Genomic DNA, 24,429 nt, shown 5'->3' with positions numbered 1-24,429 from the left:
GACTGTCACTTCCGGACGGCATAAATTACCCCACCCCGAAGCATCAAGAACCGGAGCTCCAGCTTCTAAGACTTGTTCTTTACTTTACCGACATTCCACAAAAGATACGTGCCCATTAATGCGCCGACCGTCCCGGCCACAAGCCGGTATCCGGTCAACCACAATGCCGCCTCAATTACGGCGACAACAAGCATGAATGTAAGAAACAGATATACTTTCTGATTTTCAGAAAAACGGCTCACGATTCTCCTAACTGAATTCTGCTTCACTCAAGGCCCCAGGACCTGAAGCCACTATGCACAAGCGGAAGATGTGCATGACCTAATCAGGCTGTCCGACTAGGAAGATCATCCTTTAATAGAAATATATGCCAAGAAAACAATTTGCGCCGGCAGGAATCCCCAAAAGGGGTTACATGGAGATAGGCCCCTACAGTCTGCTACCCTCTTCCAGGCACACAGTCACGACAGCAACACCGGCGCTGGCGCCAGTGTTGAACGAACCTGGAACACCGCCCCCACGATCAATCACCGACGCGGCACAACCTGCACGTTTGACGGTAGAATCAGCCGCCTACCGAAGTCTGACGTTCAAGGAGCCCCCGCACCATGCCCCGATTCGCCCCGGTCACCGTCCGACCGGACGGCAGGGTCTTCATCGGCGACCACAAGCCCTACGTCGCCCCCGACAGCCTCGATGAGCTGCGCGACCCATCGGAGGGCATCTTCACACTCCCCCACTCGGTCCGCTGGCTCAACGAAAAGGCACGCACTACTGACGTGTCAGATGAAGTGTGGAGATGGTGCGCGTACCGCGATCTGCTCGCGGAGGGAACCTACGAGCGACAGTGCGAGTTCATCAACCGTGACCTGCTCATCCCGGACTTCCCCACCTTCCGTTCCCCCGCCGGCTGACCAAGCTCTGGACAGACGCTTTCCCCGACCTGACATCCGCTGGATAGGCTTCGCGCAGAACAGCGCACCATCACCCGGCACGTCGGTGTTTTATCGGGCTTCAGGGAAAGCAGTCAGGGACCGGCGCAGTGGTTTCAAATGGCCGAACCCGAAGATGTGAGGCAGCGCCGTCAATGATGATCCGGATGATGAGCGGAACGTGATCTCATCGCTGTGGCTGTGCGCAACGGTAACGACTCATCACTCGTCAGGCACCGAGCCTCAGCACACCAAACAATGGTGAAAACAATCCAGGGTGCGTGTCCGCCACTACTCCGGGATCGTCACCACTTCGATCACCCCTGCCTGATCATGCTTCAGTGTGCCCACACACCCGATACCGGAGCACATTCCTCGCCGTGAACGGTCTTCAACGGTGGTGATACCGACCTCCCGGAACCGGGAGGCGGGCATGCTCACTTGAGGTCCAGGCCCACCCCCGGTCACAGCCCGACGCGGCGGGCGGATTCCTCCCAGAGTCGCCGGGCGATCTCCGGATCGCGGCTGCCGGGATAGTCCGGCCCCTTCTTCTTCCCGAGGTAGTACCCGCCGGGGACGAAGTCGACGCCGACGGTTCCGGTGGCCAGCCGGACGAGCCGGTAGGCCCCCTTGTCGGAGCTGCTCAACGCCATGCGGATCACCGGGTTGGTGTAGAAGAACTCGAGTCTGCCGCCGGTACCGGAGCCGAAGTTCGAGGCGATGACGCCGGGGTGGAAGGAGACACCGTAGATGCCCCGGTCGGCGTGCCGGCGGGACAGTTCACGGGCGTGGATGATGTTCATCATCTTCGAGTCACCGTAGGTCTTCATCGGGTCCCAGGGCCCGTCGGCGTTGTCGAGGTCGTTCACGTCGAGTTTTCCGTAGTACTTCGCGGCGATCGAGGCCGTCCCGACGACGTACCCGAGTCCGGCGGCGAGGTTGTCGGCGAGCAGTTCGGTGAGCAGGAACGGCGCGAGATGGTTCACCTGGAGGGTGAGTTCGTTTCCGTCGTCGGTGACGGTCCGCTCCGGGGCGAAGACTCCGCCCGCGTTGTTCGCCAGGACGTCGATGCGCGGGGCGATTTCGGCGAGAGAGGCGGCGAGTTCACGGACCTCGTCCAGGGATGAGAAATCGGCGGTGAAGTGGGGCGCGCCGATCGCGGTGGCGACGAAGCGGGTCTTGGCCGGGTCCCGGCCGACGACGATGACGCGGTGTCCGAGGTCGGCGAGTTTCCGGGCGGCGGCCGCCCCGATGCCGTCGCTGGCACCGGTGACGACGATGGTGCGGGGTACCTCGACGAGTGGAGGTCGGCTCATCGGTTCTCGCCCCCGTCGAGACCGTCGAGGACACAGTCGCGCAGGATGCCCATGGGGATCGAGCCGAGGGCGAGGACCTCGGCGTGGAACTGCGGGAGGGTCATGCCACGGTCGAGGGCCTCGTCGCGCAGTTCCTGCCAGAGGCGCTGGCCGAGGGCGTAGGACGGTGCCTGGCCGGGCCAGCCGAGGTAGCGGTTGAGCTCGAAGTCGAGGTTGGCGCCGGCCATGGCGGAGTTGGCGCGCAGGAACGACGCCGCGTAGTCGGCGTCCCAGGTCCCGCCGTCCGGCGTGGTCTTCCCGAGGTGGACTCCGATGTCGAGGACGACGCGGGCGGCACGCAGGCGCTGACCGTCGAGAAGCCCCATGCGGGTCGCGGGGTCGGTGTGGTGGCCGAGGTCGGCCATGAGCTGTTCGGCGTAGAGCGCCCAGCCCTCGCCCTGCCCGGAGTTCCAGCACGCGACGCGGCGCCAGAGGTTGAGCTTGTCGGATTCGCAGAGGGTCTGGCCGATCTGGAGGTGGTGGCCGGGAACGCCCTCGTGGAACACGGTGGTGAGTTCCTGCCAGGTGTGGAACACGGTCTCGCCCTTGGGCACGGACCACCACATGCGGCCCGGGCGGGTGAAGTCGCTGCTGGGCGGGGTGTAGAAGATGCCGCCCGTTCCGGCGGGGTCGATGCAGCACTCGATGGTGCGCACCGGTTCGGGGATGGTGAAGGCGGTTCCGTCGAGATCGGCGATGGCCCGGTCGGCGGTGACCTGCATCCATTCCTTCAGGGCGTCGACTCCGTCGAGCCGGTAACGTTCGTCGGCGTTGAAGCGGTTCATCGCCTCCTCGACGGTGGTGCCCTCGCCGAAGCACTCGACGGCGATGGCCTCCTGCTCGGCGACGATCTCGGCGAGTCGGGTCAGTCCCCATTCGTAGGCTTCGTCGAGATCGACGGTGGCGCCGACGAACTCGCGGGAGAAGCGTTCGTAGCGTTCCCGCCCGACGCCGTCCGCGGTGGGGGCCTGCGGCAGGAGGGTCTCGCGCAGCCAGGTGGCCATGACCCCGAAGGCTTCGCGGGCCCGGACGAGCTCGGCCTGGTCGGCGTCGATCCCGATCCCGTTGAGGGAGGACTCGTCGCCGGCGAGATCCTCGCACTGGGCGATGACCTGTTCGACCTGCCGGCGGGCGGCGACATGCCCGCGCTCGGCGGCGAGCATGAGGGAGGCACGGTGTCCGTCGAGTGCACGCGGGACATGCCCGAGACGGGAGATGATGTCGGCCCGCGCCTCGGTGGTGTCGGTGGGCATGATGCTGAAGGTGTCCCGGATCCACTGGACGGGGGACGCGATGTTGTCGAGCTGCCGGATGTCCTCCCCGGCCTCGTGGAGTTCGAGCTGCAGCCCGAGCCGGTCCCGCAGGACGGCGGCGGTGACGCGGTCGACGTCGTCGAAGTCGACGTCCCCGTCACCGGCGGCGGCCTTCTCGAGGGAGTCGACCTCGTCGAGCATGCGCCGGGTGCGTTCCGCGACGGCGTCGTGGTGCTCCGGGGAGAAGTCCTCCATGTCGCCGTTGTATTCGGTGAAGCCCCACTCTGTCGCGGACAGCGGGGACAGCGCCGCGAGATCGTGCACGAAGGTCTCGCAGGCGAGATCGAGTCGGGACGGGTTGCGGAAGGTGTCGGAGCTCATGCCCACCCAGTGTAGCGGCGGTGGGCAGGTCAGCCGCAGAGTTCGCGGTTCTCCCATTTGGTGCCCGGGGCGCGCCATTCGGCGAGTCTGTCGAAGATCTCCTCGGGATCGTCGGTGACGATGAGGGCGTCGATGTACCGGCGCTGGATGAAGCCTTCCGCGCACATCCGTTCCAGGGCGTCGACGAGCGGGGTCCAGTACCCGTCCACGTTGAACAGGACGATCGGGCCGGTACCGGCGACGAGCTGCTGGCGGGTGAACACCTGAAACAGTTCCTCGAGGGTGCCTGCGCCGCCGGGCAGCACGATGAAGGCGTCGGCGAGTTCCTCCATGCGGGACTTGCGTTCGGCCATGGTCTCGACGACCTCGAGGGAGGACAGGCCGTCGTGGGCGATCTCGAGTTCGACCAGGGAACGGGGCATGACTCCGATGGCCCGTCCGCCGGCGTCGATGACGGCATTCGCGACAACGCCCATGAGTCCGACATCGCCGCCACCGTAGACGAGGTCGATGTCCCGTTCCGCGAGGGCGTGGCCGATGGTGCACGCGGCGTGGGCGTAGTCGGTGCGGACACCGGGGGCGGAGCCGCAGTAGACGGCGGCCCGGTTGATCGGCGGGGTGAGGTGCATGACCATCGTCCCTGGGCAGTCGTCGCAGTCGAGGGACTCGAAGCCGAGACGGGCGTAGAGGCGCCGCGCGGGATTGTCGTGCTCGACGTGGAGGGAGATGCCGGGCCAACCGACGTTGCGGCCGTGTTCGACGACGGCACGGATCAGGGTGGTGCCGATCCCGGCCCCCTGGAAATCGTCGTCGACGCTGACGGAGAGCTCGGGGACCTGGGGCGCGACGTAGCCGTGAGAGCGGATGAAAGTGGCCCAGACGACACCCGCGGTGCGCCGTTCCCCGGTGACGCGGTCGGGCATCTCGGCGACCACGCCGATGTCGCCGCGTTGGGGGATGAACTGCAGGTAGGGGGAAAGTCGTTCATCGGTGGTGTCCGCCTCCGTCCCGACGTTGTGGATGGTCGCCCACTCACGGAGGGGGTGGTCGTCCGCGGTCATGGGCCGCAGAATCACGGAGCTGTCGGGGGCGTGTGCAGTCATGGGTCACAGACTAGCGGCAGTGGAGCAGGCGCATCCTTGTGCACGCTTCGATAGCGGCCGTACCCTGGGGCTGTGAGTTGTCCGGAAAATGCACTGACGCTGGTTCGTGGTGCGCCGCGCGTCGTGGTGTTCACGGGGGCGGGGATGAGTGCGGAGTCGGGCCTGGACACCTACCGCAACGACGAGTCCGGACTGTGGGAGCGGGTCGATCCGGAGGCGATGGCGAGTATCGACGCCTGGCACCGGGATCCGCAACCGATGTGGTCGTGGTATCTGTGGCGGGCACATCTGGCGCGGACGGCGGAGCCGAACGCCGGGCACCGGGCGATCGCGGAGTGGGGTCGGCTGCGTTCGGTGACGGTGGTGACCCAGAACATCGATGACCTGCACGAGAGGGCGGGCAGTGACGATGTGGTGCATCTTCACGGCAGTCTCTTCGAGTTCCGCTGCACGGAGTGCGCGGCCCCGTTCGAGGTCGTTGGTTTTCCGGCGGTTCGGGAGCCGCGGATGACCCCGCCCGCCTGCCCGCGGTGTGGTGCAGCGGTGCGTCCGGGGGTCGTGTGGTTCGGCGAGGCGTTGCCCGCAGCGGAGTGGGCGCGCGCCGCCGAGGCGATGGCGGGTGCGGATCTGGTCGTGATCGTGGGCACGTCGGGTGTGGTGCAGCCGGCGGCGTCGCTTCCGCTGCTCGCGGTGAAGGCCGGGGTCCCGGTCCTGGAGATCACCCCGGCACCGACGGAGCTGACCCGGATCGCCGACGTGAGTTGGTCCACGACCGCGGCACGGGGCCTGCCGGTGCTCGTCGACGCCGTCCGCACCGGGGGCCTGTCATGAGTGCACGGGCGTTCGTGGTCGGATCCGGACCGAACGGACTGGCGGCCGCGATCGAGCTGGCGCGCGCGGGATTCGGGGTGACGGTGCTGGAGGGTGCCTCCGGGATCGGTGGTGGATGCCGGAGTTCCGCGCGGCTTGTTCCGGGCATGATCCACGACGACTGCGCTGCGGTGCATCCGCTGTTCGCGGCGTCACCCTTCTTCCGGACCCTCGAGCTCGACGTGGAACTGGTTCATCCTGAGATCCCACTCGTGCATCCGTTGGCGGACGGGGAGGCCGCGGTACTGCACAGGGATCTCGATGCGACGGTCGCCGGGCTCGGCCGGGCGGGCCGGAGATGGCGGAGGGTTTTCGCCCCGCTGGTCCGGTATCCGGATGAGATCGCGGATCTGACGTTGACCCCCATGCCGGGATCGTTGGCCCGGCACACGGTGCTGGGTCCGCGATTCGGTGCACGCGGCCTGCCTCCCGCGACCACGGCGGCGAGGTTCCTCGGTGGCGACACGCCTGCTGCGGCACTGTTCGCGGGGCTCTCGGCGCACGCCTTCAGCCGACTCGACCGCCCACTGACTTCTGCGGTGGGGCTGCTGATGGGGCTGACGGCACAGACGTGGGGTTGGCCCGTGGTTCGGGGCGGTTCGGGGCGGTTGACCACCGCCCTGGCTGACTACGTCCGGGAGTTCGACGGAACGATCCACACCGGCGTGACGGTCCGCCGGTTGAGTGATCTCGCGGACTTCGGCTATCGGGGTGCCACGGCCGGTGACGTCGTGGTGCTGACCACGACTCCGGGGCACGCGGCGACGATGCTGGCGGGTACCCAGCCCGCCCGGCGCCGGCGCCGCTACCGGCGGTTCCGGCACGGGGCGGCAGCGTTCCGGGTGGACCTCGCGGTTCGCGGGGGCATTCCGTGGTTGAACCCGGATGCCCGGCGCGCGGGCACGCTGCACCTGGGTGGAGGCGCCGCCGAGATCGCCGCGGCGGAGCGGATGACCGCGGTGGGGCGCATGCCGGAGGAACCGTTCGTCCTGGTCGGGCAGCAGTACCTGGCGGATCCCTCCCGTTCGGTGCGGGTGGACGGCGGGTGGCTGCATCCGGTGTGGACGTACGCGCACGTTCCCGCCGGATACCGGGGTGACGTGACGGAGCGGGTGATCTCCCGGATAGAGACGTTTGCTCCAGGGGTACGCGACCGGATCGTCGGGGTGTCGACGCGGAGTGCCGCGGAACTGGAGGCGTACAACCCGAACTATGTGGGCGGCGATGTCGCCGGGGGTGTGAATTCCCCACGCCAGTTGATCGCCCGCCCGGTACTGCGCAATCCCTACGACACGGGTGTCAGTGGTGTGTTCCTCGGTTCGGCGTCGACGCCGCCGGGTGGTGGGGTGCACGGGATGGCCGGGTTCGCTGCCGCACGGCGGGCGGGGGTCTGGGCCGGCATGATATAGACAGTTCGGTCTACATTATCACCACTTAAGGCGCCTTTCCGGCGAACAACAGTAGACAGTTCAGTCTGTGTTTTATAGACTCATTTTCCATGAGCACTCTGGCCGTGTCCGCGCGCACCCCCGCTTTCCGTCGCCCCACCATGCCGACGGCCCGGTGCCTGCACCACATGATGCACGGCCAGCTGGCGATCCGGGGCGACCTCGTGGCGGCGACGGGACTCTCACAGCCCACCGTGACGCGCGCCGTCACCAGCCTCGTCGGTGCGGGACTCATCCACGAACGCCCGGACCTCGTCCGCGCGACCGGACCCGGACGGCCCCGCATCCCTCTGGAGATGACCCCCACACCCTGGGTCCACATCGGCGCCGCTATCGGAGCGGACGGCGGTACGCTCGGCGTCTTCGACACCCGCGGCCGCCTCCTCCGTGAGGCCACGTTCCCCCTGGGTACCGACACACCGGACACCGCGGAACACCTCATCGCCGGGATCCACCGCCTGCTGTCCAGGCTGGCGGTGCCGGTCGCCGACATCGGCGTCGCCGTCACGGTGCCGGAACCGGGGTTCCTCGGCGAACGGCTCACCGAGGAATTCGGGTCCCCGGTGACCGTCGGCGACCTCACGGCGTCACTCGCCGCAGCGGAGCTCCTCACCACCGATGCCACCACCGACCCGATCCTGATCATCCACCTCGACCGCGGCCTCACCTCGGCGGTCGCCGACGACAACGGGGTGACGACCCACCCGATGGACACCGACCTCGGACCGGAGACCTTCGCCCGCCGCCTCACCGACGCCGGGTTTCTCCCCGGCGAGAGGCGCCCCGGGTTCACCGGGCTCCTGCCCGGCGAGACACCGCAGTCCCCGGAGCTCCGGTCACTGCTCGACGAACGTGCACGGGACCTCGGTGAGACCGTCGCGCGCCTCACCCGGGACACCGGCGCCGGGACGGTCGTGCTCGCCGGCCCGGGATTCACCGTCGACCCGGGCGGCTACCGCGAACTCGCCCGGACGGTGAATCCGAACGTCGACAAGCGCGTCGCAATACGTATCGTCCCGGACGCGGCCACACTGGCCCGCGCCGCCGCCCGCACCGTGGCCCTCGACCGGCTGCTGTCGGACCCGGCCGCGGTCCACGCCGAACTCATCGACCGGAATCAGCTGTAGCGCACCTCGTCGAGACGCAGCCGCTGATCCGACTGCCCGCGGGCGATGTCGACGTACCGACCCGCGTGCGGGATGAAGGACCCGGACTGCTCCGCCGACAGCTCGCGGCGCACCTTCGCCGGAACACCGGCCGCCAGGGAGCGGGCCGGGATCTCCTGCCCCTCGAGCACGACCGCACCGGCCGCGATGAGGGACCCCGCGCCGACGCGCGAGCGTGACAGCAGCGCGGCCTTCATCCCCACCAGCGTCCCGTCCTCGACCGTCGTTCCGTGGAGCAGTGCCATGTGCCCGGCGGTGACATCGTCACCCAGGGTGCACGGCGCATCCGCGTCGACGTGCATGACGCAGTTATCCTGGATGTTCGTGCGCGCACCGATGCGGATCGCGTTGACGTCACCGCGCAGCACGCAGCCGTAGAACACCGAGGAGTCGGGGCCGATGACGACATCGCCGATGATGGTGGCGTTCGGCGCGATGAACGCCGAGGCGTGGATACGCGGTGCGACGCCGTTGAACGGGAGAATCAGTGGTTCCATTCCACCAGTCTGCCCGTGACCTCCACCGCCCGCATCCCGAAATCCCGGGCGGCGGCGACATTCACCGGATTGTCGTCGAAGAACAGAACCTCACCCGGCTCCGCACCGAGTGCCGCACACGCCGCCCGGTAGGCACCCGGATCAGGCTTCGCGACGCCGATGTCGCAGGACATCGTCACCGCGTCGAAACGCTCCAGCCACGTGTGCCGCGCGCGAACCCGTTCCGCGAGGAACGTCGGGATGTTACTCAGCAGACCGACCCGGTTCCCGGCGTCGATCAGCTCCCCCACGTACGCCACCGCATCGACGTCCTCGTCCAACCAGCTCGCGATGTCGGCCTCCACCACCGCGTCGACGTCGAACGGCGGCAGTTCGAGGGTCGCGCGGATCCGCTCCCAGTACTCCGCCGGCGTGAGCTCACCCGCGTCGAGCGGGCCCCGCAACTCCCAGTACAACGGCCACAGCCGCTCGTCGGTGCCGACCGCGGCCTCGATGGCACGCAGGTGAACATCGGTCTGGGTGGTCAACAGGACGCCGTAGAGATCGAAGAGGTAGGTCTGCACGCACGCCAATCTACCGCGGCCCCTCAGGCGTTCGCCGCCTCCCGTTTCCGGGCGCGGGCCCCGACGATCTGCGCGGCGGAGGCCGCCACGATCACCGTCACGGCGCCCACGGCCTGGATCGCGGAGAAGCTCTCCCCCTTGACGATCACTCCGAGCGCCGTTGCCGTCAGCGGGTTGATCACGCTGAGCAGGGAGACACTGACCGCGTCGAGGATCGCCAGCCCGCGGAACCACAGACCGTAGGCGATGAGCGCACCCACGACGGTCAGGTATGTGTAGCCCGCGATATTGGTGCCGGTCAGGTGGTCCGGCAGGCCCTCGAACAGCAGTAGCGGTAACAGGGCCAGGCCGCCGAACGTCAGCTGCCACCCCGTCACGGCGAGCTGGGGGACCCCCTCGGGACGGCCCCACCGCTTCGCCAGGACAAGGCCGGTGCCGGTGAACAGGGTCGCCGCGACCGCGGCCACGACACCCTCGGTATTCAAGGCAGCCTCAGGCGACAGCACCAGGGCCGCCACACCGGCCACTGCGATGACGCCGGCCACGACCTGCGCCCTGTACACCTTCGCACCCAGGAGCAGCGGGCTTAGTCCCATCACGACGAGAGGTGCGGTGCTGGTGATCACGGCCGCGGTACCACCGGGGAGCAGGTAGGCGGTGAGGAAGAGCAGGGCGAAGAAGCCGCCGATGTTCACCACACCGAGCACGATCGCCCTGATCCACCACATCCCTTTCGGCAGCACGCGGAACCAGGCGAGCAGGAGCAGCCCGGCGGGCAGGGCACGCATGACACCGGCGAGGATCGGCCGGTCGTCGGGGAGCATCTCCGTCGTGACGACGTAGGTTGTCCCCCAGGTGAACGGGGTGATCGCGGTGAGCAGAAGATTCATGACGACCCGCCCCTAGTACCGTTCGTTGACCCGACGCGAGGCATGGCGACCCGGATGCCCGGGGGTCTCGGCACCGTGCCCCATGGCGATGACCAGCGCGATCACCCGGTCGTCCCGGCCACCGATGCCGATGGCCTCCTTCACCTTCTCCTCGTTCCAGCCGGTCGTGGGACTGGTCGCCAGCCCCTCCCCGGCCGCCGCGACGAGCGCGAAACCGGCGACGAGCATCGCGTCCCGCAGGGCGGCCTCCCGCAATTCCTGCGGGGTCTTGAGGCTGTTGAACTTCTCCGCCGTGGTGCGTACCTGTTCGGGCAGGATCTCCACGGCGTCCTCCGGCAGAACCTCGGCGCGACCGACCGCCACGAGAACGACCGGTGCGTCGATGAACTGGCGCTGGCCGGAGGCGTCGACGAGCGCCTGCCGGATCTCCGGGTCCCGGACGACGACGAGATCACGCGCCTGGGCGTTGAAGGCGCTCGGGGCCTCGAGGGCCTGGTAGACGACGCGGTCGAGAACCTCCTCCGAGACGTCGTCGGGGAGGTAGTTGCGGACGGCGCGGCGGGTGGCGATGGCATCGGCGACGGTGCGGGACATGACGGGCTCCTGGAAGGTTCTCGATTGTTCGATGTCAAAGTGTTCGACGTCAGACTAATCTCATGTAAGATTCATGTCAAACACTTTGACGTCAAACAGTAAAGGGATGAACATGGCCGACCACATCGACCGGATCATCGACCAGTGGCGCACCACCCACCCCGACATCAACCCCGAACCGATGGAACTTCCCGCCCGACTCCAGTACCTCGCCAGGGCCGCCGACGACCGCATCACCGCCAACCTGGCCCGATTCAACCTCGAACGATGGCAGTTCGACGTCCTCGCCACCCTCCGCCGGACGGACCGGGCACTGACCGCCGGGGAACTCTGCGCCAACTCCATGATCTCCGGCTCGGCGATGACCAACCGCGTCGACAAGCTCGCCGCCGCCGGCCTGCTCACCCGCTGCACCGACCCCGACAACCGCCGCTGCGTCCGCATCACACTCACCGACGCCGGCCGCGAACTCGTCGACAAGGTCCTGCCCACCCACCTCGACACCTGCCGCGACACCCTCGCCGCACTCACCGACGAGGAGCGGAAGACACTAGGACACCTGCTCCGCAAGGCACTGGCGGCCCACACCGGATGATCGACTTCGCACAGCCAGCCAACAGGGTCGCACCCCTGCTCCTCGGCTGCACACTCAGCCACGCAGGCGTCACCGTCCGACTCACCGAGGTCGAGGCCTACCTCGGCGAACAGGACGACGCCTCCCACGCCCGCCGCGGAAAGACACCACGCAACGCCGCCATGTTCGGCCCACCCGGTCGGATGTACGTCTACATCTCCTACGGCATCCACCGCGCCGGCAACATCGTCTGCCACCCACCCGGCGGCAGCGGCGGAATCCTCCTCCGCGCCGGCGAAGTCGTGGACGGCCACGACACCGCGCGCGCCCGGCGCGGCCCGACGATCCCCGACGCCCGCCTCGCACAGGGACCGGGCAACCTCGGCCGGGCACTCGCCCTCCACGTCGACCACAACCACTCCCCCGTCCTTCACTCCGGGACCGACGGCTTCGTCCTGAAGGACCGCGACCATGAGCCACACTGGACCACCGGCCCCCGGATCGGCATCACCCGCAACGCCGACGCGCCCCTGCGCTTCTACCTGCCCGGCGAACCCACCGTCACCAGTCCCCGGGGACGCGCGCGGCGCTGACCTGCGCCGAATCCCACACCACGCACGTTAGGATCCGGGCATGGAGCAACTGCAACCCGACGCCGTCACCGTGCTCATGGGCGTATCGACCACCACGCCCGCCGACCTGATCAGCACCACACTCGCCAGCCTCGCCAAGCAGTCCCTGCGCCCCACCCGCATCATCGTCGCGGCGGACGCACGCCTCCACCCGACACTCGAGAAGCAGCTCACCTCACCCGAGGCCCACAGCATGGGCATCATCTACACCGTCGCCGACGAACCGGGTCCAGCCGCCGCACTCGACGCGGGCCTCGCCCACGTCGACACGGAGTACACCGCGCGCATCAACCCCGGCGACATCCCCCACCCCGACCGGCTGCGCCGCCAACTGGACACCTTCCACCAACGGCGCGTCGACATCCTCGGCACCGCCGTCATGGAACTCGACCACACCACCGACGCCACCGACCCCGTCAGCCTCCTCGCAGCGGACCTCTCCGTCCGGACAATGCCCAGCTCACACAACGAGGCCACCCGTCGCCTCGGCCGTCGCGGCCCCGTCATCGACGGCACCGCCATGGCACGCACCACCGCCATGCGCGATGCCGGTGGATACCGCGGAGGCGGCCACGAGGCCGACCGGGACCTGTGGGTCCGCATGATCGGGGCGGGCGCACGGGTCCGCAACCTCCCCACCCCTCTGACCTGGCAGCGCATCGACATCGGCACCGGCCCCGGGCCGAGCCGCGCAGACAGGCGGGCGGCGAGCCGGAGCGTCCGAGACACCCTCGACGAGCAGGGCATCCCCCGGAAGGGCTTCTGGCGGAGGCTGTTCGGGCGCTGAACGGCGGCGGCGCACCTGGCCGACACGTTGAACCGGAGCCCTTCCCTCCATGCCCGCCGGACGTCGATACGCGCACTCCATGACCGCGCCTTCGATGGATGGGGCTTCTCCCGAGCCTCTGAAGTGGCTCGTCGATACGTCGTCATTGCGTGCAAACACCGGCGCACACCGCGAAACGCCCAGGTGGCTCCTCCAGTCAGTGCGTGTTAACACGCACTGACGATCCACCGCTTCACCACCGGCGGTACCGGCAGCCCGCACCCAGTCTGTGCCCCGGGACACTAGTCAGCGCGTGCGAAGAGGATCCACGCGACCGAAAACCCCTGGACGGGGCACCTCGCCGGTACGTGCTAACACGCACCAGTGAGAGAAACGGCTCCCGCTCCCGACCGGGTGGAGTCAGACCCCGCCCACGGTCCCCTCGCGCCGCGGATCCGCCCCGCCACTGATCCGACCATCGGGCCGCACGACGAGCACGGCGGCACCGCTCGGCTGATCGGCGAGCTGCACCCGGTGTCCGCGGGAAACCAGTCCGTCGATCAGCACCCGGGCGGGGCCATCCTCCGCCTCACCGATCAGGGGATGTTCACCGCCGATGGCGGTCACACGCGTGTTCCGCGCCCCGAAGTTTGGGGCACCCACCGCCTGCTGGGCATCCAGATCCCAGTCGATGAGGGCGATGAGGATCTTGACGACGTACTGGATGATCACCGCGCCACCCGGCGCTCCGACCACGGCCCGCAGGTCGGGACCGTCGAACACGAGTGTCGGGGCCATCGAGGAACGCGGCCGCTTGCCGGGCTCCACGCGGTTCGCCACGGGACGTCCGTGGGCATCGGCGGGCTCGGCGGAGAAGTCGGTCAGCGTGTTGTTCAGAAGGAACCCGCGCACCATGTGGAAGGACCCGAACCCGATCTCGATGCTCGTGGTCAGGCTGACCGCGTTGCCTTCGGCGTCGATGACACTGACCTGACTGGTGCCGTACTCGGGCAGGTCTCGTCCGGCGGCGAGTCCGTTCGTGGGGAGACCCGGTTCAGCGGTGCCCATGGTCCGGTCCGGGTCGATGAGTGCGGCGCGTTTCCGCAGGTAGTCATGGTCCAGCATCTCGGGCAGGGGATACCCGTCGGCGATGAACGTGTCCCGGTCCGCGTAGGCCAGGCGCTCGGCTTCACTGACGAGGTGAACGAGTTCAGCTGCGGGTGCCCCGTCCTGTGGCGGTTCGCCGAGATCGTGGTGTTCGAGCATCCCGAGGATCGCCGCGACCGTGATCCCACCGGACGAGGACGGCGACATTCCCGCGAGTCGCAGTCCCCGGTATGTGGACCACAGCGGCGCACATTCGACAGCCCGGTACCCGGCGAGGTCGGCGAGCGTCATCTGGCCCGGTGTCACGGTCTCCGAGGGGCGGCAGACGCGTTCCACGATCGCCTCAGCGAGTTCCCCGGTGCGTAGTGCGTCGGCGCCGTGTTCCGCGATGAGCCCACACGTTAGGGCATAGTCGGGGTTGGTGAGCACGGTGCCCTCCGCCTTCGCCTCGCCCGCATCATCGAGGAAGTGGCGCGCCGCTTCGGGACAACGGGCGAGGTCGGCCTTGGCGTCGTCGATCGAAGCCCAGAGACGGTGACTGACGGGGAACCCCTCCTCGGCGCGCCTGACCGCGGGGCCGATCAACTCCGCCCAGTTGGTGCGCCCGAACTTCCGGTGCGCGAGCTCAAGGGCCGCGACCGTGCCCGGTACCCCGATGGAACGGCCCGAACGCAGGGCGTCAGGGACCGGAGGCCGGGGATCGTCGGCGCTGATCCTGGTCAGATAGGTTCCCGTTGCCGCGGCGGGTGCGGTCTCCCGCCCGTCGAACGCGGTGGTCCTACCGGTGGTCGCATCATGATGGAGCAGGTAGCAGCCGCCGCCAATCCCGGAGGACTGCGGTTCGGTGAGGCCGAGCATGAATTGCGCGGCGACAGCGGCGTCGAGAGCCGATCCACCATCCGCGAGGATGCCTGCGGCGACATCCGTGGCGTAACGATTGGCCGTCGACACGGCATAGGAGTCAGTGAGAACCTCCACCATGTCCTCGCGATAGCCGGTCGAGATCTCCGGGCTGGTCGTGGTGTCGCGGCCACCGGGGGCCGGATCCGAGGAGGGTGGAGTCATAGCAGGATTGTAGCCTCCACGGTTTACCAAACTGTTATTATCGACGAATAACTCCAGCTCACCTAAGGAACATCATGAAACTCCGCCGTACCATCGCCGCCACCGTCGTCGCCTGCGCGATCAGCACCGCCGTCGCAGCTCCGGCCACCGCCGCGCCGATCGACAATCCGATCGCGGCCCTCTCCGCCCAGATCAGCGCACCTTCGAGCAATACGCCGGCACCGGGTAGCCCGGAAGCACAGATCCGCGCTCTCATCGGGTCGATCTTCTTCCTTCTCACCGGGGGTATCTTCGGCTCCTCCGGAGTCATTCTCCGGTAGAAACATCATCACAACCCTTCCCTTTTTGAGGAGCCCCCGATGCGTCTTCGTCGAATCACCGCTTCCGTAGTAGCCACGGGGGTCCTCGCCCTCGGTCTCGCCGCCCCCGCCGGCGCCAACCCCTGGCCCACACCGGAGCCCGGCAGCCCCGAGTACCGGGACTCCCGGGAGATCCTCGACACCGCCACTTCGGAGCTGAGCTCGTACACCTCGTCGAACTACGAGGCGATCATCCGCGACATCTTCTTCCCACCCACCGACGGACGCACACCCGCCTGGGCGCAGGCCTCCATGCTCGGCCTGATCGCCAGTGGTGCCCTGTACGAGGTCACACAGGGCCTGTTCGGTTCCTCCGGGGTCAACCTGCGCTGATCGGCGCAGCATCCGACAACTGCCCCCGCGCCACGTGGTAGCCGTTATCCACCCCTACTGTTAGCTTATTAGCTATACGCCTATCAGGCATAGGCATCCATAACTGCAGGGATGGTGCACATGACCGACTCCACGCCAGACGGCCTGAACGAGAACGCGCAGAAGACCCTAGCTAAAGCCTGGCGGACTGTCGTCAGTCTTCTCACATGCAGGAAGCCACTCCTCGTCACCGTCATCATCAATGTCATCTTCGGTGCCGGGGTCCTGCTTTTCGCCCTATTCATCTGGAAATCCTTCCTCGGGATTTCGGGTGACAAATCCTGTTTCACGACACCTCTACTGTCCGGTCTGTGTACCTCCATATCGCCTTCCACCGATAAAGACATACTTGCCACACTGGTCTCTGCTGTACTGCCCACCGTTGCAGGGGCCGCAGGTATCGTCTACCTGACGATCGCCTACAGAAAAAGGCAACAAGAAGAACGCGCAGAAGAAAGCGGAGAGATCGCCAAGCTTGAAGATAAATTCATCAATTCTGTCGAGCTGCTCTCCCGGGATACAGCGATGGATCACATTGCAGGCCTCAATTCACTCGCCTCCATCGCCGATAAAAGACCAGAGTTATTCAATCAACGCGTCGTCGACACAATCTGCAGTTTCATACGGGCATCGTGCTTGAGAGTGCCAGCAGAGGAGGAAATGCCCCAAAAAGAGGGTGAGGAAATAGTCCAAAAAGAGGATACGAAAATAGCACGAAAAGTGATAGAGATATCACAAACTGCTGCCATTGGAATCATCCGGAACCACACCGTCAAAAACGAAAACCGTGATACAGGACTCAAAAATAGCTGGTCAAACTGCAATTTCTACCTGCAACAATCAGAATTTTTCTGCCCACTACACCTCAAAGGATGTAAATTCGAGGCTGGCTTTGAGGTATGGGGGAGCACATTTCACAGAGCGATTTATGCAAGCAACACCCACTTCAAGGACCTGAACATTAACGGCTGTCATTTTGCCGGTCCCCGAGTGATTATTGACGGTGCGGAGTTTAAAACCCTTGAAATGAACGGGGAGGTACTAATAGACTGTGACTTCTACATTGAAAAAGCTTGTGTAACAACATCTCACGTTGGAACCGACAAACGTTTTAGAAGTGCAGCCGTCAAATTCAATGATAGCTCTCGGAAATATGCCACACCTATATTTATACACAAAAAAATACTAACGGGAGATGAATCCGCTCCCGAGCGCAAAATCAGTGCGTATAAGATCGGCAACATTGTGGCCGCACCCGTAGATCCATGGAACAACGATGAGGCCATCTGGTCACCAGAACCTCGACACGTCGAAAAAGACCACTACATAACATTCCGCACGATGCCCATACCTGGTATAAAATCGGGAACACACCCTATTTCTCCTATTTCTATTGAAAAGCTCGAATAAATACAGAACGGCACTGACCAGAACTGGCGAATTTCCGATGCGGACTAAGCTGAAAGATCTACCGCATCGGCACTTCCCCGATCGTTCGCCGCAGTTTCCTGGTGTGCAGTTTCTCGGGCTTGGCGGCGAGTTTCTCCATCGCCCGCATCGCGCAGATGAGATGCGCCTCCTTCGATGAGGAATAGAACGCCTGGGCGCCGGCGGGCAGCTTCGGCACGTTGTGCAGCGGAAGATCCGAGACGCTGAGCAGCGTGCCGTAGGGAATCCGGTAGCGGTATCCGTTGGCGGCGAGGGTCGCTGACTCCATGTCAACGGCCACCGCCGTGGAGCCACGCAGGATCCGCCACAGATCCCGGGACGTGTGCCATTCCCAGTTCCGGTCGTCGGTCGACATGACCGTACCGGTGCGCATGAGAGAGTGATTGTCGCCGTAGACCGCGTTCACCGACTTCTCCAGCGCACGCTGCACCTCAGGCACCGCGGGGATCGGGATGTCGAGACCGATCCTGTCGTCGAGGATGTGATCCCGGCGCTGGTAGGCGTTGCCGAGGATGAGGTCGCCGATGCGCATGCGGCCGTCGAGGCCAGCGCAGTGGCCGATCATGATCCAGCATTCGGGCCGGAGGACCGCCAGGCAGTCGGTGATCGTCTTGGCGTTCGACGGCCCCACCCCGATGTTGATGATCGTCACGCCCGTGTTGTCCTCGGCGGCGAGATCGTAGCGGGGCATCTGGCGTGACGACGGCCCGAGCAGCGTCTCCAGCTCCACGCCGTCGACCTCCCCGCGCCGGAGCACGCGACCGTCGTTGAGACGGAGCTCCGTGTAGCGGGATTCGGGGTTCGCCAGCTCCGACAGTGCGTAGCGGACGAACTCGGTGGTGTGCATGGCGTAGTTCGTGAACAGGATGTACTTCTGCACGCCCTCGACACCGATGCCGGTGTAGTGCTCGATGCGTTCACAGGCGATGTCGAAACGCTGGGGCGAGAAGTGGAACAACGGCATCTCGGAATCGTGGAACACGTCCCAGGACCCGTCGATGATCCCGTCGTGCACGTCGTCGAGGCTCGGTCGCGGGATGACGCCCGCGTCATCGTGGACACGCGGCGGCGGTGGGCAGTCGGCGGGAAGGGAGAGGTACTCCGGCGGGATACGCACCTCCGACGGACCGGTGGAGATCGTGCACGGATAGTTGGTGGTCAGGCGGTCCAGCTGGGCGGTCAGGTAGCGGCGCATGAGCCGTGGGCGGGAGACGGTCGCGGCGTAGCGTCCCGCCCGGTCGACGTAGCCGAAGGGTTCGGTGCGGTCGATGGGGCGCCAGGACTCCACCTCGACGACGAGCTTGGGATAGACCACGTCGCTGTAGCGGCTGTAGTCGGCCGGCCCGTCGGTGGTTTCTCCGGAGTTGAGGATCCCGCATGCGAGTTCCACCGCGGCGTCGTAGCGTCTGATCAGGTCGTCGACGGCTGCTTCGACCGAGTCGTGTGTGATCCATCCGGTGGGCATCTGCGTTGACCGTGTCTCCATGCCGCCCAGACTAGCCACGGTCGACGGGGCCCGGTACCCCCTCCGGTTCAGAGCCACGTTCATGTCGTCGGTGCGTGTCAACACCCATCGACGAAACGAGTGAACAGGCGTTTTCCCGCCATCATCGACACGTTTTCACGTGGTAGCCACGCGCGGGCCCTGCGGTGAACAGCCGGCCCTCTGGGTATCGTCGGTGCGTGTTAACACCCACCAGTGATGGACACCGACCTGGGTTTTCTCCGTTCTCCCACCGGGTTCGCACGCACCGACGACATTTCCGGCGACCCAAACACCGCTCATTCCCTGCCGACGCACCGCACCGTACGAATCACCGCCCGCACCGGCGCGCCTAGACTTTCGGCCATGGGGACCACACCGGCACCATCCACCCACCGACCGGAGCTCACGGGCATCACCGGCAACCGGCTCCGGCGTCTTGACCTGGTGTTCGCTGCGCTGGCGGCGATGTTGGCGGTGTTTCACCTGCTCGTGGCACTGTCCGGAACAATGCCAGGCCCGGCGGCTTTGATCGAGGTTGTGCTCGCGGTTCTCTTCGTCCCCGCGTTCGCGGTGTGGCGCAGCCGGGTCGTTCCGGCGGCGATCGCGCTGACGGTCCTGACCGTGGCATGGACGGTGAACTGGTTCACTGCACTGCCGACGAACCTGGGTATCAGTCCGTTCCTGGTCGCGGTGCCGATGGTGGTGTACTCGACGGCCCGGTACTGCTCCGATCTGCTCGTCCCGGGTGTTTTCACCACAATTCAGGCCGTCTGGTGCTTCTTCTCCCCGCTGCTGTGGTGGTGGACACCCGATCATTTCGAGCGCGCCACCGGTGTGCAGGCGGCGAGCTGGGTCGCGCTGCAGTGGCTGGTTCTGGGACTTGTGTTCGTCTCGGCGCGCAGCGCACGGTCCGCGGAGCGGCACCTGGTGGCGGAGCAGGAGGCGGCGCGCGAGCGGGAGCGTGCGGGTGTCGCGAGGGAGATCCATGATGTGCTGGCGCACAGCCTGACGCTGATCAACATGCAGGCCGGGGCGGGTGTCATGCTCGGCGGTGGGGCGACGGACCGGCGGGCGGAGATCCTGTCGACGATCCAGAAGGTCAGCTCGGAGGCCCTCGAGGAGGTGCGCGGGATCGTGGGGACGTTGCGCGACGATTCTCCGCCGACGTCGGTGACGGGCATGGCCGGGATCCGGGACATGGTCGGGGAATTCAGGTCCGCCGGGCTCACGATCGAGGCGCCGTTGCCGGAGGGCGAGGTCTCGGACTCGCAGGTTGTCCGCCTGACGCTGCGCCGGGTGGTGCAGGAGGCGCTGACGAACGTGCTGCGCCACCAGGGCCAGGGCAGCACCGTGACACTCACCGTGGAGGTCACCGATGTCGTGTGCGTCGTGGTGGTGGACAGTCGCGCCGGCGGCCCGGTTCCGCGGCGGACACGGCATTCCGGCGCCGGCCTGACCGGTGTGCGCGAGCGGGTGGAGCACCTCGGCGGGACCCTGGATGTGGATGTGTCCGATCCGGCACACGTGCACCTGGCGGCCAGCTTCCCGGTGGTGGCGCCGTGATCCGGGTACTGCTCGCGGACGATCAGCCGCTCGTGGTTCAGGCGCTGGAGATGACCCTGTCGACCCAACCCGACATCGAGGTCGTCGCCACCGCCGCCGACGGCGCGGAGGCCCTGGAGGCGGTCGCCGCACACCGGGTCGATGTCGCGGTGCTGGACATCCAGATGCCACGGGTCGACGGGATCGGTGTGGCGCGCGAGATCCTGGCGCGGCACCCGGGAGTCCGGGTGCTGATGCTGACGACGTTCGAAGCGCACGAGCTGGTCCGCGACGCCCTGACCACGGGTGTGCACGGTTTCCTCCTGAAGGACTGCGGGCCGGAAGCGCTGATCGACGCCGTACGACGCGTGGACGCCGGGGCGTCGGTGCTGTCCCCGGGGGTCACGGACTATGTGCTGCGGGTGTTCCGCGGACACACACCCACCCCACCCGCGGAGCCGTTGACGGACCGCGAGCGGGACGTCCTGGCGGGAATCGCCCGGGCCCGCACCAACGCCGAGATCGCCACCGAGCTGCACATCGGGGAGGCCACGGTGAAGACGTACATCTCCCGTCTGCTGGCGAAGACGGGGACCCGGGACCGGGTGGGGCTCGCTCTGTGGGCCAGGGACCACGAGCTGCACCTCTGATTCCCCCGCGCGACGGATGTGCCGTCGGCCGGCCGACGTTTCACTGGTGTCATGAGCAACCACGAACCGGCGATCGAGTGTCGCCACCTCTCCATCAGCTACCGGGGCCAGCGGGTCCTGGACGAATTCAGCATGACCGTCGAGCGGGGCCGGATCCACGCCCTGGTCGGCCGGAACGGTGCGGGCAAATCCACGTGCTTCCGGATCATCCTCGGACTCGAGGACCGGGCCGGTGGCACGGTGGAGGTCGACCGGGCGTCGGTGGGTGCCTCGGTCAACGGGCCGGCGCTGTACCCGCACCTGGGTGCGCGGGACAACCTCCGCGTCCACACCCTGCTCCTCGGCCTCGACGACGCCGAGATCGACCGGGTTCTCGGGGTCGTGGGCCTGACCGGTACGGGTCGGAAGAAGGTGCGCAGTTTCTCCACCGGCATGAGATCCCGCCTGGCGTTGGCCGTCGCCCTACTGGGTGGACCGCAGATTCTGCTTCTCGACGAACCACAGAACGGCCTCGACCCGGAGGGCACCGTCGCGCTGCGGGGACTCCTGCGCGGCTACGCCGACGCCGGTGGGACCGTGCTGATCAGCTCACACCAGCTCGGTGAGATCGCCCGCACCGCCGACGACATCACCGTGCTCCACGACGGGCGGGCCGCCTACTCCGGCCCACTCGACGCCTTCGCGCCGGCCGGCGAACTCGAGTCCCGGTTCCTCGACCTCACGGCGATCCGATGATCCGCGTGATCCGGGCGGAACTCGTCCGCACGAAGAACACGACCGTCGCCTACTTTCCGCTCCTCGGTTTCGCGCTCGCCGGGATGGGAATCCTCACCAGCTACTCGGATGCCGGCCGCGGCGCCTGGCAGGCGCTCTACGTCACCGGCATGGCGGCACCGCTCATGGCACTGCTGTCCGGCCTCCCGGAGAAACGGGAGAAGTCCTGCAGGGAGGGCGGGACGGGGATCCGGCAGGTGTCACCGCGCCTGATCCGGGGCGGACGCCTCATCGTCCTGCTGATCATCCTGGCGGCCATGCTCGCCTGCGATTTCGGCACTCTCCTGATGCCGGTGGCCTGGGTGTGTGCCTGGATCGGTGCCGCCGGGGTCGTCGCACTGTTCGGTGTGATCAGCCGGTGGATCGGCCTGATACCGGCCCTCCTGGTCGCGGTGGTGTGGCAGTTGACGGGCACGCTGACGGCGGAACATCCGCTGTGGTTCCTCCTTCCACCGACGTGGGCGGTACGAATCATGCTGCCGGTCCTCGGTGTCCACTCCAATGCCGTCCCCCTCGACCCGGGCGATCCACTCACCACGGAATCCCCGACCCTCGCCGCGGTCCTCTGCCTGGTGTTCGTAGTCCTCGCCGCCACCGCGTACGTGTTCATCGGGACACCCCGCACCCGGCCCGACAGATCAACCACAACGGCCACATCACACACCGGAACCTGGGCCGCCGAACCCGCCGCAGACCTGCGGAAGGGACGGGCGTCGACAGGCGCGGCACTGAGCCACACGCTGCTCCGCACCGCACTCACCCCCCTCACTCTCGCGGCGCTGGCGCTGATCGCCGTCGCCGGATCGTGGACCGCGGACCTCGCGGTGCACCTGATCCTGCCCCTGGGCTGCGGAATCGCGGCCGTGGTCACCTGGACCGCACTGCAGCCCGCATGGTGGATCACCGTCTGCCGGACACGGCGGGTGATCCCCGGTGTCATCGTCTGGCTCGACGTACTGGTGGCTGCCGTGGGACTCGGGACCGGCGCTGTCCTCGCACTGCGCGGAACGCCGCTCCCGGAGATCCTGCGCGTGACCGGGCTGCTGGTCGTGGTCGGGGCCGTCATGGTCACGGCGGCTCTGGCCCTCTGCGTCCGTACCGGGGCAGGCGCGGTGATCGCAGCGACCGTGTTCCTCACGGTCCTGTCCGTCACACTCGGCGGATCAGTGCTGGCCGACACACCGCTCTGGCTGCCTGCGATGCCCGCCTGGCCGCTGACGGCCACCGGTGCCCGCCTCCCCGTGGCACTGGTCCTGGGCGCCCTACTGCTCACCGTGTCCACCGGGCTGGCGCACCGGGAATTGAGTCGGGCGGCTTCCCGGTGAGCGGCACCTCAGGCTGACCCCGTGCGGACAGACCTCGTCGTGGAACGGCACGGTCTCTCCCCGTGGTGGCGGCACCGGGGTCCGTGCCCGTCTGTCCCGGACAGCAGTGGTGCCTGTGTCGATGACCCCACCACCACCGGTGGACTGTGCAGTCTGGTGCCCGTCCACCGGGACCCGTGGCTGAATACCGATGCGGGTGATCACTGAGGAACCCCGGGCCAGTGTCTACCGTTGCAGCCCACGGAACTGGGTATAGTCACCGGCATGAGCCGGATGGTGGGGTCCCATGAAATCGAGCGGTGACGTCACGGTACTGAGGGTCATCTGCACCCGGGCGCAGAGCGCCCCCGTGATTGATCTGCTCAGCGACGTTCGCGGTGTCACCCATCTGATCCGGACCCGCGACGCCGCGCTCTCACCACCCGGGGACGTCATCGAGGCCGTCATTCCCGGGGACTCGTCCAGCCCCTGGTGGACGATCTGACGGAACTCGGTGTCGATGAGTCTGGTGAGATCAGTTTCCGTGACATCGATCTCGTGGTGTCGCGGACGGTCGACGCGGCCTGTGAAGATGTCACCGCAGACTCAGGTGCGGACCCTCTCGTGTGGGACGAACTGATTGAAGAGACCGACGAGGGAAGTGAACTCAATCCCGAGTTCCTCATATTCCTCGTCATCGCGTGCCTGTTGGCGGCGATAGGTGTGATAACGCATTCAGCGGTTCTCATCGTCGGGGCGATGGTGGTGAGCCCGGATTTCGGGCCTCTCGCGGGTCTCGCGGTTGCGGTGGTGGGACAACGTCGGAAACTCGCGGCCGAGGCCACATCAGCTATCACCGTGGGATTCCCGGTGGGGATCGCCGCAACCGGATTATCCGCGCTCCTCGCTCGGAGCGCCGGAATTCTCCCCGGGGATTCACTGGACGACCTGGGGAGTGTCTCCTTCGTCTATCAGGTCGGCCCCTATTCACTCATCGTGGCACTCCTGGCGGGAATGGCCGGAATGCTCGCCCTGACCTCCCGGAAATCCACCGCACTTGTCGGGGTGTTCATCTCCATCACGACGGTACCGGCGGCCGGTTTCTGTGCACTGGCCGCAGTCAACGGTGACTGGAGCAGGTCCGGGGAAGCGCTACTCCAGCTCCTGATCAACATCGCCGGGGTTCTCGTCGCGGGAATCATCACCCTGTGGTTCCGGCGTGCCCACGTCACGGGTGGACCGGCGGTGGGCTGAGACGGGGCGGGCCCCGGGGTGGTCGTACCACTCCCGGGACCCG

General features: G+C 66.8%; 26 protein-coding genes. 16 read left to right on the top strand and 10 right to left on the bottom strand.

From position 1 onward, the window contains the following. Positions 1–65 precede the first annotated feature (65 nt). On the bottom strand, positions 66–242 hold the full coding sequence (locus JDV75_RS08525; RefSeq protein ID WP_198738833.1) for a hypothetical protein: 177 nt from the start codon (positions 240–242) through the stop codon (positions 66–68). A gap of 366 nt (positions 243–608) precedes the next feature. On the opposite strand from JDV75_RS08525, the gene JDV75_RS08520 reads away from it, so the two are divergent. Beyond that, a complete protein-coding gene (locus JDV75_RS08520; protein ID WP_198738832.1) occupies positions 609–914 on the top strand; it encodes a hypothetical protein in 306 nt (101 codons plus the stop codon). 482 nt (positions 915–1,396) lie between these two features. Here the strand turns inward: JDV75_RS08520 and JDV75_RS08515 are convergent, their stop codons facing one another. From JDV75_RS08515 to JDV75_RS08505, 3 genes are read right to left on the bottom strand one after another with little or no spacing between them, the layout of a single operon-like run. Further along, complete coding sequence (locus tag JDV75_RS08515; RefSeq protein ID WP_198738831.1) at positions 1,397–2,248, bottom strand: SDR family NAD(P)-dependent oxidoreductase; 852 nt, start codon at positions 2,246–2,248, stop codon at positions 1,397–1,399. Then, positions 2,245–3,921 (bottom strand): DUF885 domain-containing protein, encoded by a 1,677-nt coding sequence (locus tag JDV75_RS08510; RefSeq protein ID WP_232958374.1) that lies wholly within the window; start codon positions 3,919–3,921, stop codon positions 2,245–2,247. The genes JDV75_RS08515 and JDV75_RS08510 overlap by 4 nt, the downstream gene beginning before the upstream one ends. Positions 3,922–3,950: 29 nt before the next feature. After that, positions 3,951–5,024, bottom strand: a complete 1,074-nt coding sequence (locus JDV75_RS08505; RefSeq protein WP_198738829.1) for a TIGR00730 family Rossman fold protein — start codon at positions 5,022–5,024, stop codon at positions 3,951–3,953. A gap of 72 nt (positions 5,025–5,096) precedes the next feature. On the opposite strand from JDV75_RS08505, the gene JDV75_RS08500 reads away from it, so the two are divergent. The 3 genes from JDV75_RS08500 to JDV75_RS08490 all read left to right on the top strand — a co-directional run bounded on the left by JDV75_RS08500 (position 5,097) and on the right by JDV75_RS08490 (position 8,469). Then, positions 5,097–5,855 carry an NAD-dependent protein deacylase gene (locus tag JDV75_RS08500; RefSeq protein ID WP_198738828.1) on the top strand — a complete coding sequence of 253 codons (759 nt, stop codon included), beginning with the start codon at positions 5,097–5,099 and terminating at the stop codon, positions 5,853–5,855. Further along, positions 5,852–7,303: a phytoene desaturase family protein gene (locus JDV75_RS08495; protein WP_198738827.1), complete on the top strand. Its 1,452-nt coding sequence runs from the start codon at positions 5,852–5,854 to the stop codon at positions 7,301–7,303. The genes JDV75_RS08500 and JDV75_RS08495 overlap by 4 nt, the downstream gene beginning before the upstream one ends. A gap of 89 nt (positions 7,304–7,392) precedes the next feature. After that, the gene (locus tag JDV75_RS08490) at positions 7,393–8,469 is read left to right on the top strand and encodes an ROK family transcriptional regulator (RefSeq protein WP_198738826.1); all 1,077 of its coding nucleotides are present in this window, start codon (positions 7,393–7,395) and stop codon (positions 8,467–8,469) included. Here JDV75_RS08490 and JDV75_RS08485 read toward each other — a convergent pair. From JDV75_RS08485 to JDV75_RS08470, 4 genes are read right to left on the bottom strand one after another with little or no spacing between them, the layout of a single operon-like run. Next, entirely contained in the window at positions 8,460–9,005 is a 546-nt protein-coding gene (locus JDV75_RS08485; RefSeq protein ID WP_198738825.1) for a gamma carbonic anhydrase family protein, read from the bottom strand. The genes JDV75_RS08490 and JDV75_RS08485 overlap by 10 nt on opposite strands. After that, positions 8,993–9,568 (bottom strand): HAD-IA family hydrolase, encoded by a 576-nt coding sequence (locus JDV75_RS08480; RefSeq protein WP_198738824.1) that lies wholly within the window; start codon positions 9,566–9,568, stop codon positions 8,993–8,995. Before JDV75_RS08480 ends, JDV75_RS08485 begins: the two co-directional genes overlap by 13 nt. Before the next feature lie 23 nt (positions 9,569–9,591). Continuing rightward, positions 9,592–10,458: an EamA family transporter gene (locus JDV75_RS08475; RefSeq protein WP_198738823.1), complete on the bottom strand. Its 867-nt coding sequence runs from the start codon at positions 10,456–10,458 to the stop codon at positions 9,592–9,594. 12 nt (positions 10,459–10,470) lie between these two features. After that, a complete protein-coding gene (locus JDV75_RS08470) occupies positions 10,471–11,052 on the bottom strand; it encodes a nitroreductase family protein (protein ID WP_198738822.1) in 582 nt (193 codons plus the stop codon). 112 nt (positions 11,053–11,164) lie between these two features. On the opposite strand from JDV75_RS08470, the gene JDV75_RS08465 reads away from it, so the two are divergent. Genes JDV75_RS08465 through JDV75_RS08455 form a run of 3 tightly spaced genes read left to right on the top strand, consistent with a single transcriptional unit; the run spans position 11,165 to position 13,045 of the window. Further along, positions 11,165–11,647, top strand: a complete 483-nt coding sequence (locus JDV75_RS08465; RefSeq protein WP_198738821.1) for a MarR family winged helix-turn-helix transcriptional regulator — start codon at positions 11,165–11,167, stop codon at positions 11,645–11,647. After that, positions 11,644–12,219, top strand: coding sequence for a DNA-3-methyladenine glycosylase (locus JDV75_RS08460; RefSeq protein ID WP_198738820.1), 576 nt, complete (start codon positions 11,644–11,646; stop codon positions 12,217–12,219). Before JDV75_RS08465 ends, JDV75_RS08460 begins: the two co-directional genes overlap by 4 nt. Positions 12,220–12,259: 40 nt before the next feature. Beyond that, entirely contained in the window at positions 12,260–13,045 is a 786-nt protein-coding gene (locus JDV75_RS08455) for a glycosyltransferase (RefSeq protein ID WP_198738819.1), read from the top strand. Between the two features lie 399 nt (positions 13,046–13,444). Here JDV75_RS08455 and JDV75_RS08450 read toward each other — a convergent pair whose 3' ends face one another. Next, entirely contained in the window at positions 13,445–15,196 is a 1,752-nt protein-coding gene (locus tag JDV75_RS08450; RefSeq protein WP_198738818.1) for a gamma-glutamyltransferase family protein, read from the bottom strand. A gap of 74 nt (positions 15,197–15,270) precedes the next feature. Between JDV75_RS08450 and JDV75_RS08445 the strand changes: the two genes are divergently transcribed. From JDV75_RS08445 to JDV75_RS08435, 3 genes are all read left to right on the top strand, one after another. Then, a complete protein-coding gene (locus JDV75_RS08445) occupies positions 15,271–15,516 on the top strand; it encodes a hypothetical protein (protein WP_198738817.1) in 246 nt (81 codons plus the stop codon). A 39-nt stretch (positions 15,517–15,555) separates the two neighbouring features. After that, entirely contained in the window at positions 15,556–15,888 is a 333-nt protein-coding gene (locus JDV75_RS08440; protein ID WP_198738816.1) for a hypothetical protein, read from the top strand. Positions 15,889–16,008: 120 nt separating this feature from the next. After that, complete coding sequence (locus JDV75_RS08435; RefSeq protein ID WP_198738815.1) at positions 16,009–17,337, top strand: hypothetical protein; 1,329 nt, start codon at positions 16,009–16,011, stop codon at positions 17,335–17,337. 58 nt (positions 17,338–17,395) lie between these two features. Here the strand turns inward: JDV75_RS08435 and amn are convergent, their stop codons facing one another. After that, positions 17,396–18,841 carry an AMP nucleosidase gene (amn, locus tag JDV75_RS08430; RefSeq protein WP_198739094.1) on the bottom strand — a complete coding sequence of 482 codons (1,446 nt, stop codon included), beginning with the start codon at positions 18,839–18,841 and terminating at the stop codon, positions 17,396–17,398. A gap of 384 nt (positions 18,842–19,225) precedes the next feature. Between amn and JDV75_RS08425 the strand changes: the two genes are divergently transcribed. The 6 genes from JDV75_RS08425 (at position 19,226) to JDV75_RS08405 (ending at position 24,386) form a co-directional block, all read left to right on the top strand. Beyond that, complete coding sequence (locus JDV75_RS08425; RefSeq protein WP_198738814.1) at positions 19,226–20,425, top strand: sensor histidine kinase; 1,200 nt, start codon at positions 19,226–19,228, stop codon at positions 20,423–20,425. Further along, positions 20,422–21,054: a response regulator gene (locus JDV75_RS08420; RefSeq protein ID WP_198738813.1), complete on the top strand. Its 633-nt coding sequence runs from the start codon at positions 20,422–20,424 to the stop codon at positions 21,052–21,054. The genes JDV75_RS08425 and JDV75_RS08420 overlap by 4 nt, the downstream gene beginning before the upstream one ends. A 51-nt stretch (positions 21,055–21,105) precedes the next feature. Next, complete coding sequence (locus tag JDV75_RS08415) at positions 21,106–21,789, top strand: ATP-binding cassette domain-containing protein (protein WP_198738812.1); 684 nt, start codon at positions 21,106–21,108, stop codon at positions 21,787–21,789. Next, on the top strand, positions 21,786–23,153 hold the full coding sequence (locus JDV75_RS11980) for an ABC-2 family transporter permease (RefSeq protein ID WP_232958372.1): 1,368 nt from the start codon (positions 21,786–21,788) through the stop codon (positions 23,151–23,153). The genes JDV75_RS08415 and JDV75_RS11980 overlap by 4 nt, the downstream gene beginning before the upstream one ends. A 286-nt stretch (positions 23,154–23,439) precedes the next feature. Next, positions 23,440–23,637, top strand: coding sequence for a hypothetical protein (locus JDV75_RS11975; RefSeq protein WP_232958371.1), 198 nt, complete (start codon positions 23,440–23,442; stop codon positions 23,635–23,637). Further along, positions 23,625–24,386, top strand: coding sequence for a DUF389 domain-containing protein (locus JDV75_RS08405; RefSeq protein ID WP_336244315.1), 762 nt, complete (start codon positions 23,625–23,627; stop codon positions 24,384–24,386). Before JDV75_RS11975 ends, JDV75_RS08405 begins: the two co-directional genes overlap by 13 nt. Positions 24,387–24,429: the final 43 nt, after the last annotated feature.

The sequence above is a fragment of the Corynebacterium meridianum genome (assembly GCF_016342265.1).
Lineage (GTDB): Bacteria > Actinomycetota > Actinomycetes > Mycobacteriales > Mycobacteriaceae > Corynebacterium > Corynebacterium meridianum.
This window is presented reverse-complemented; position numbering and strand designations above follow the sequence as displayed.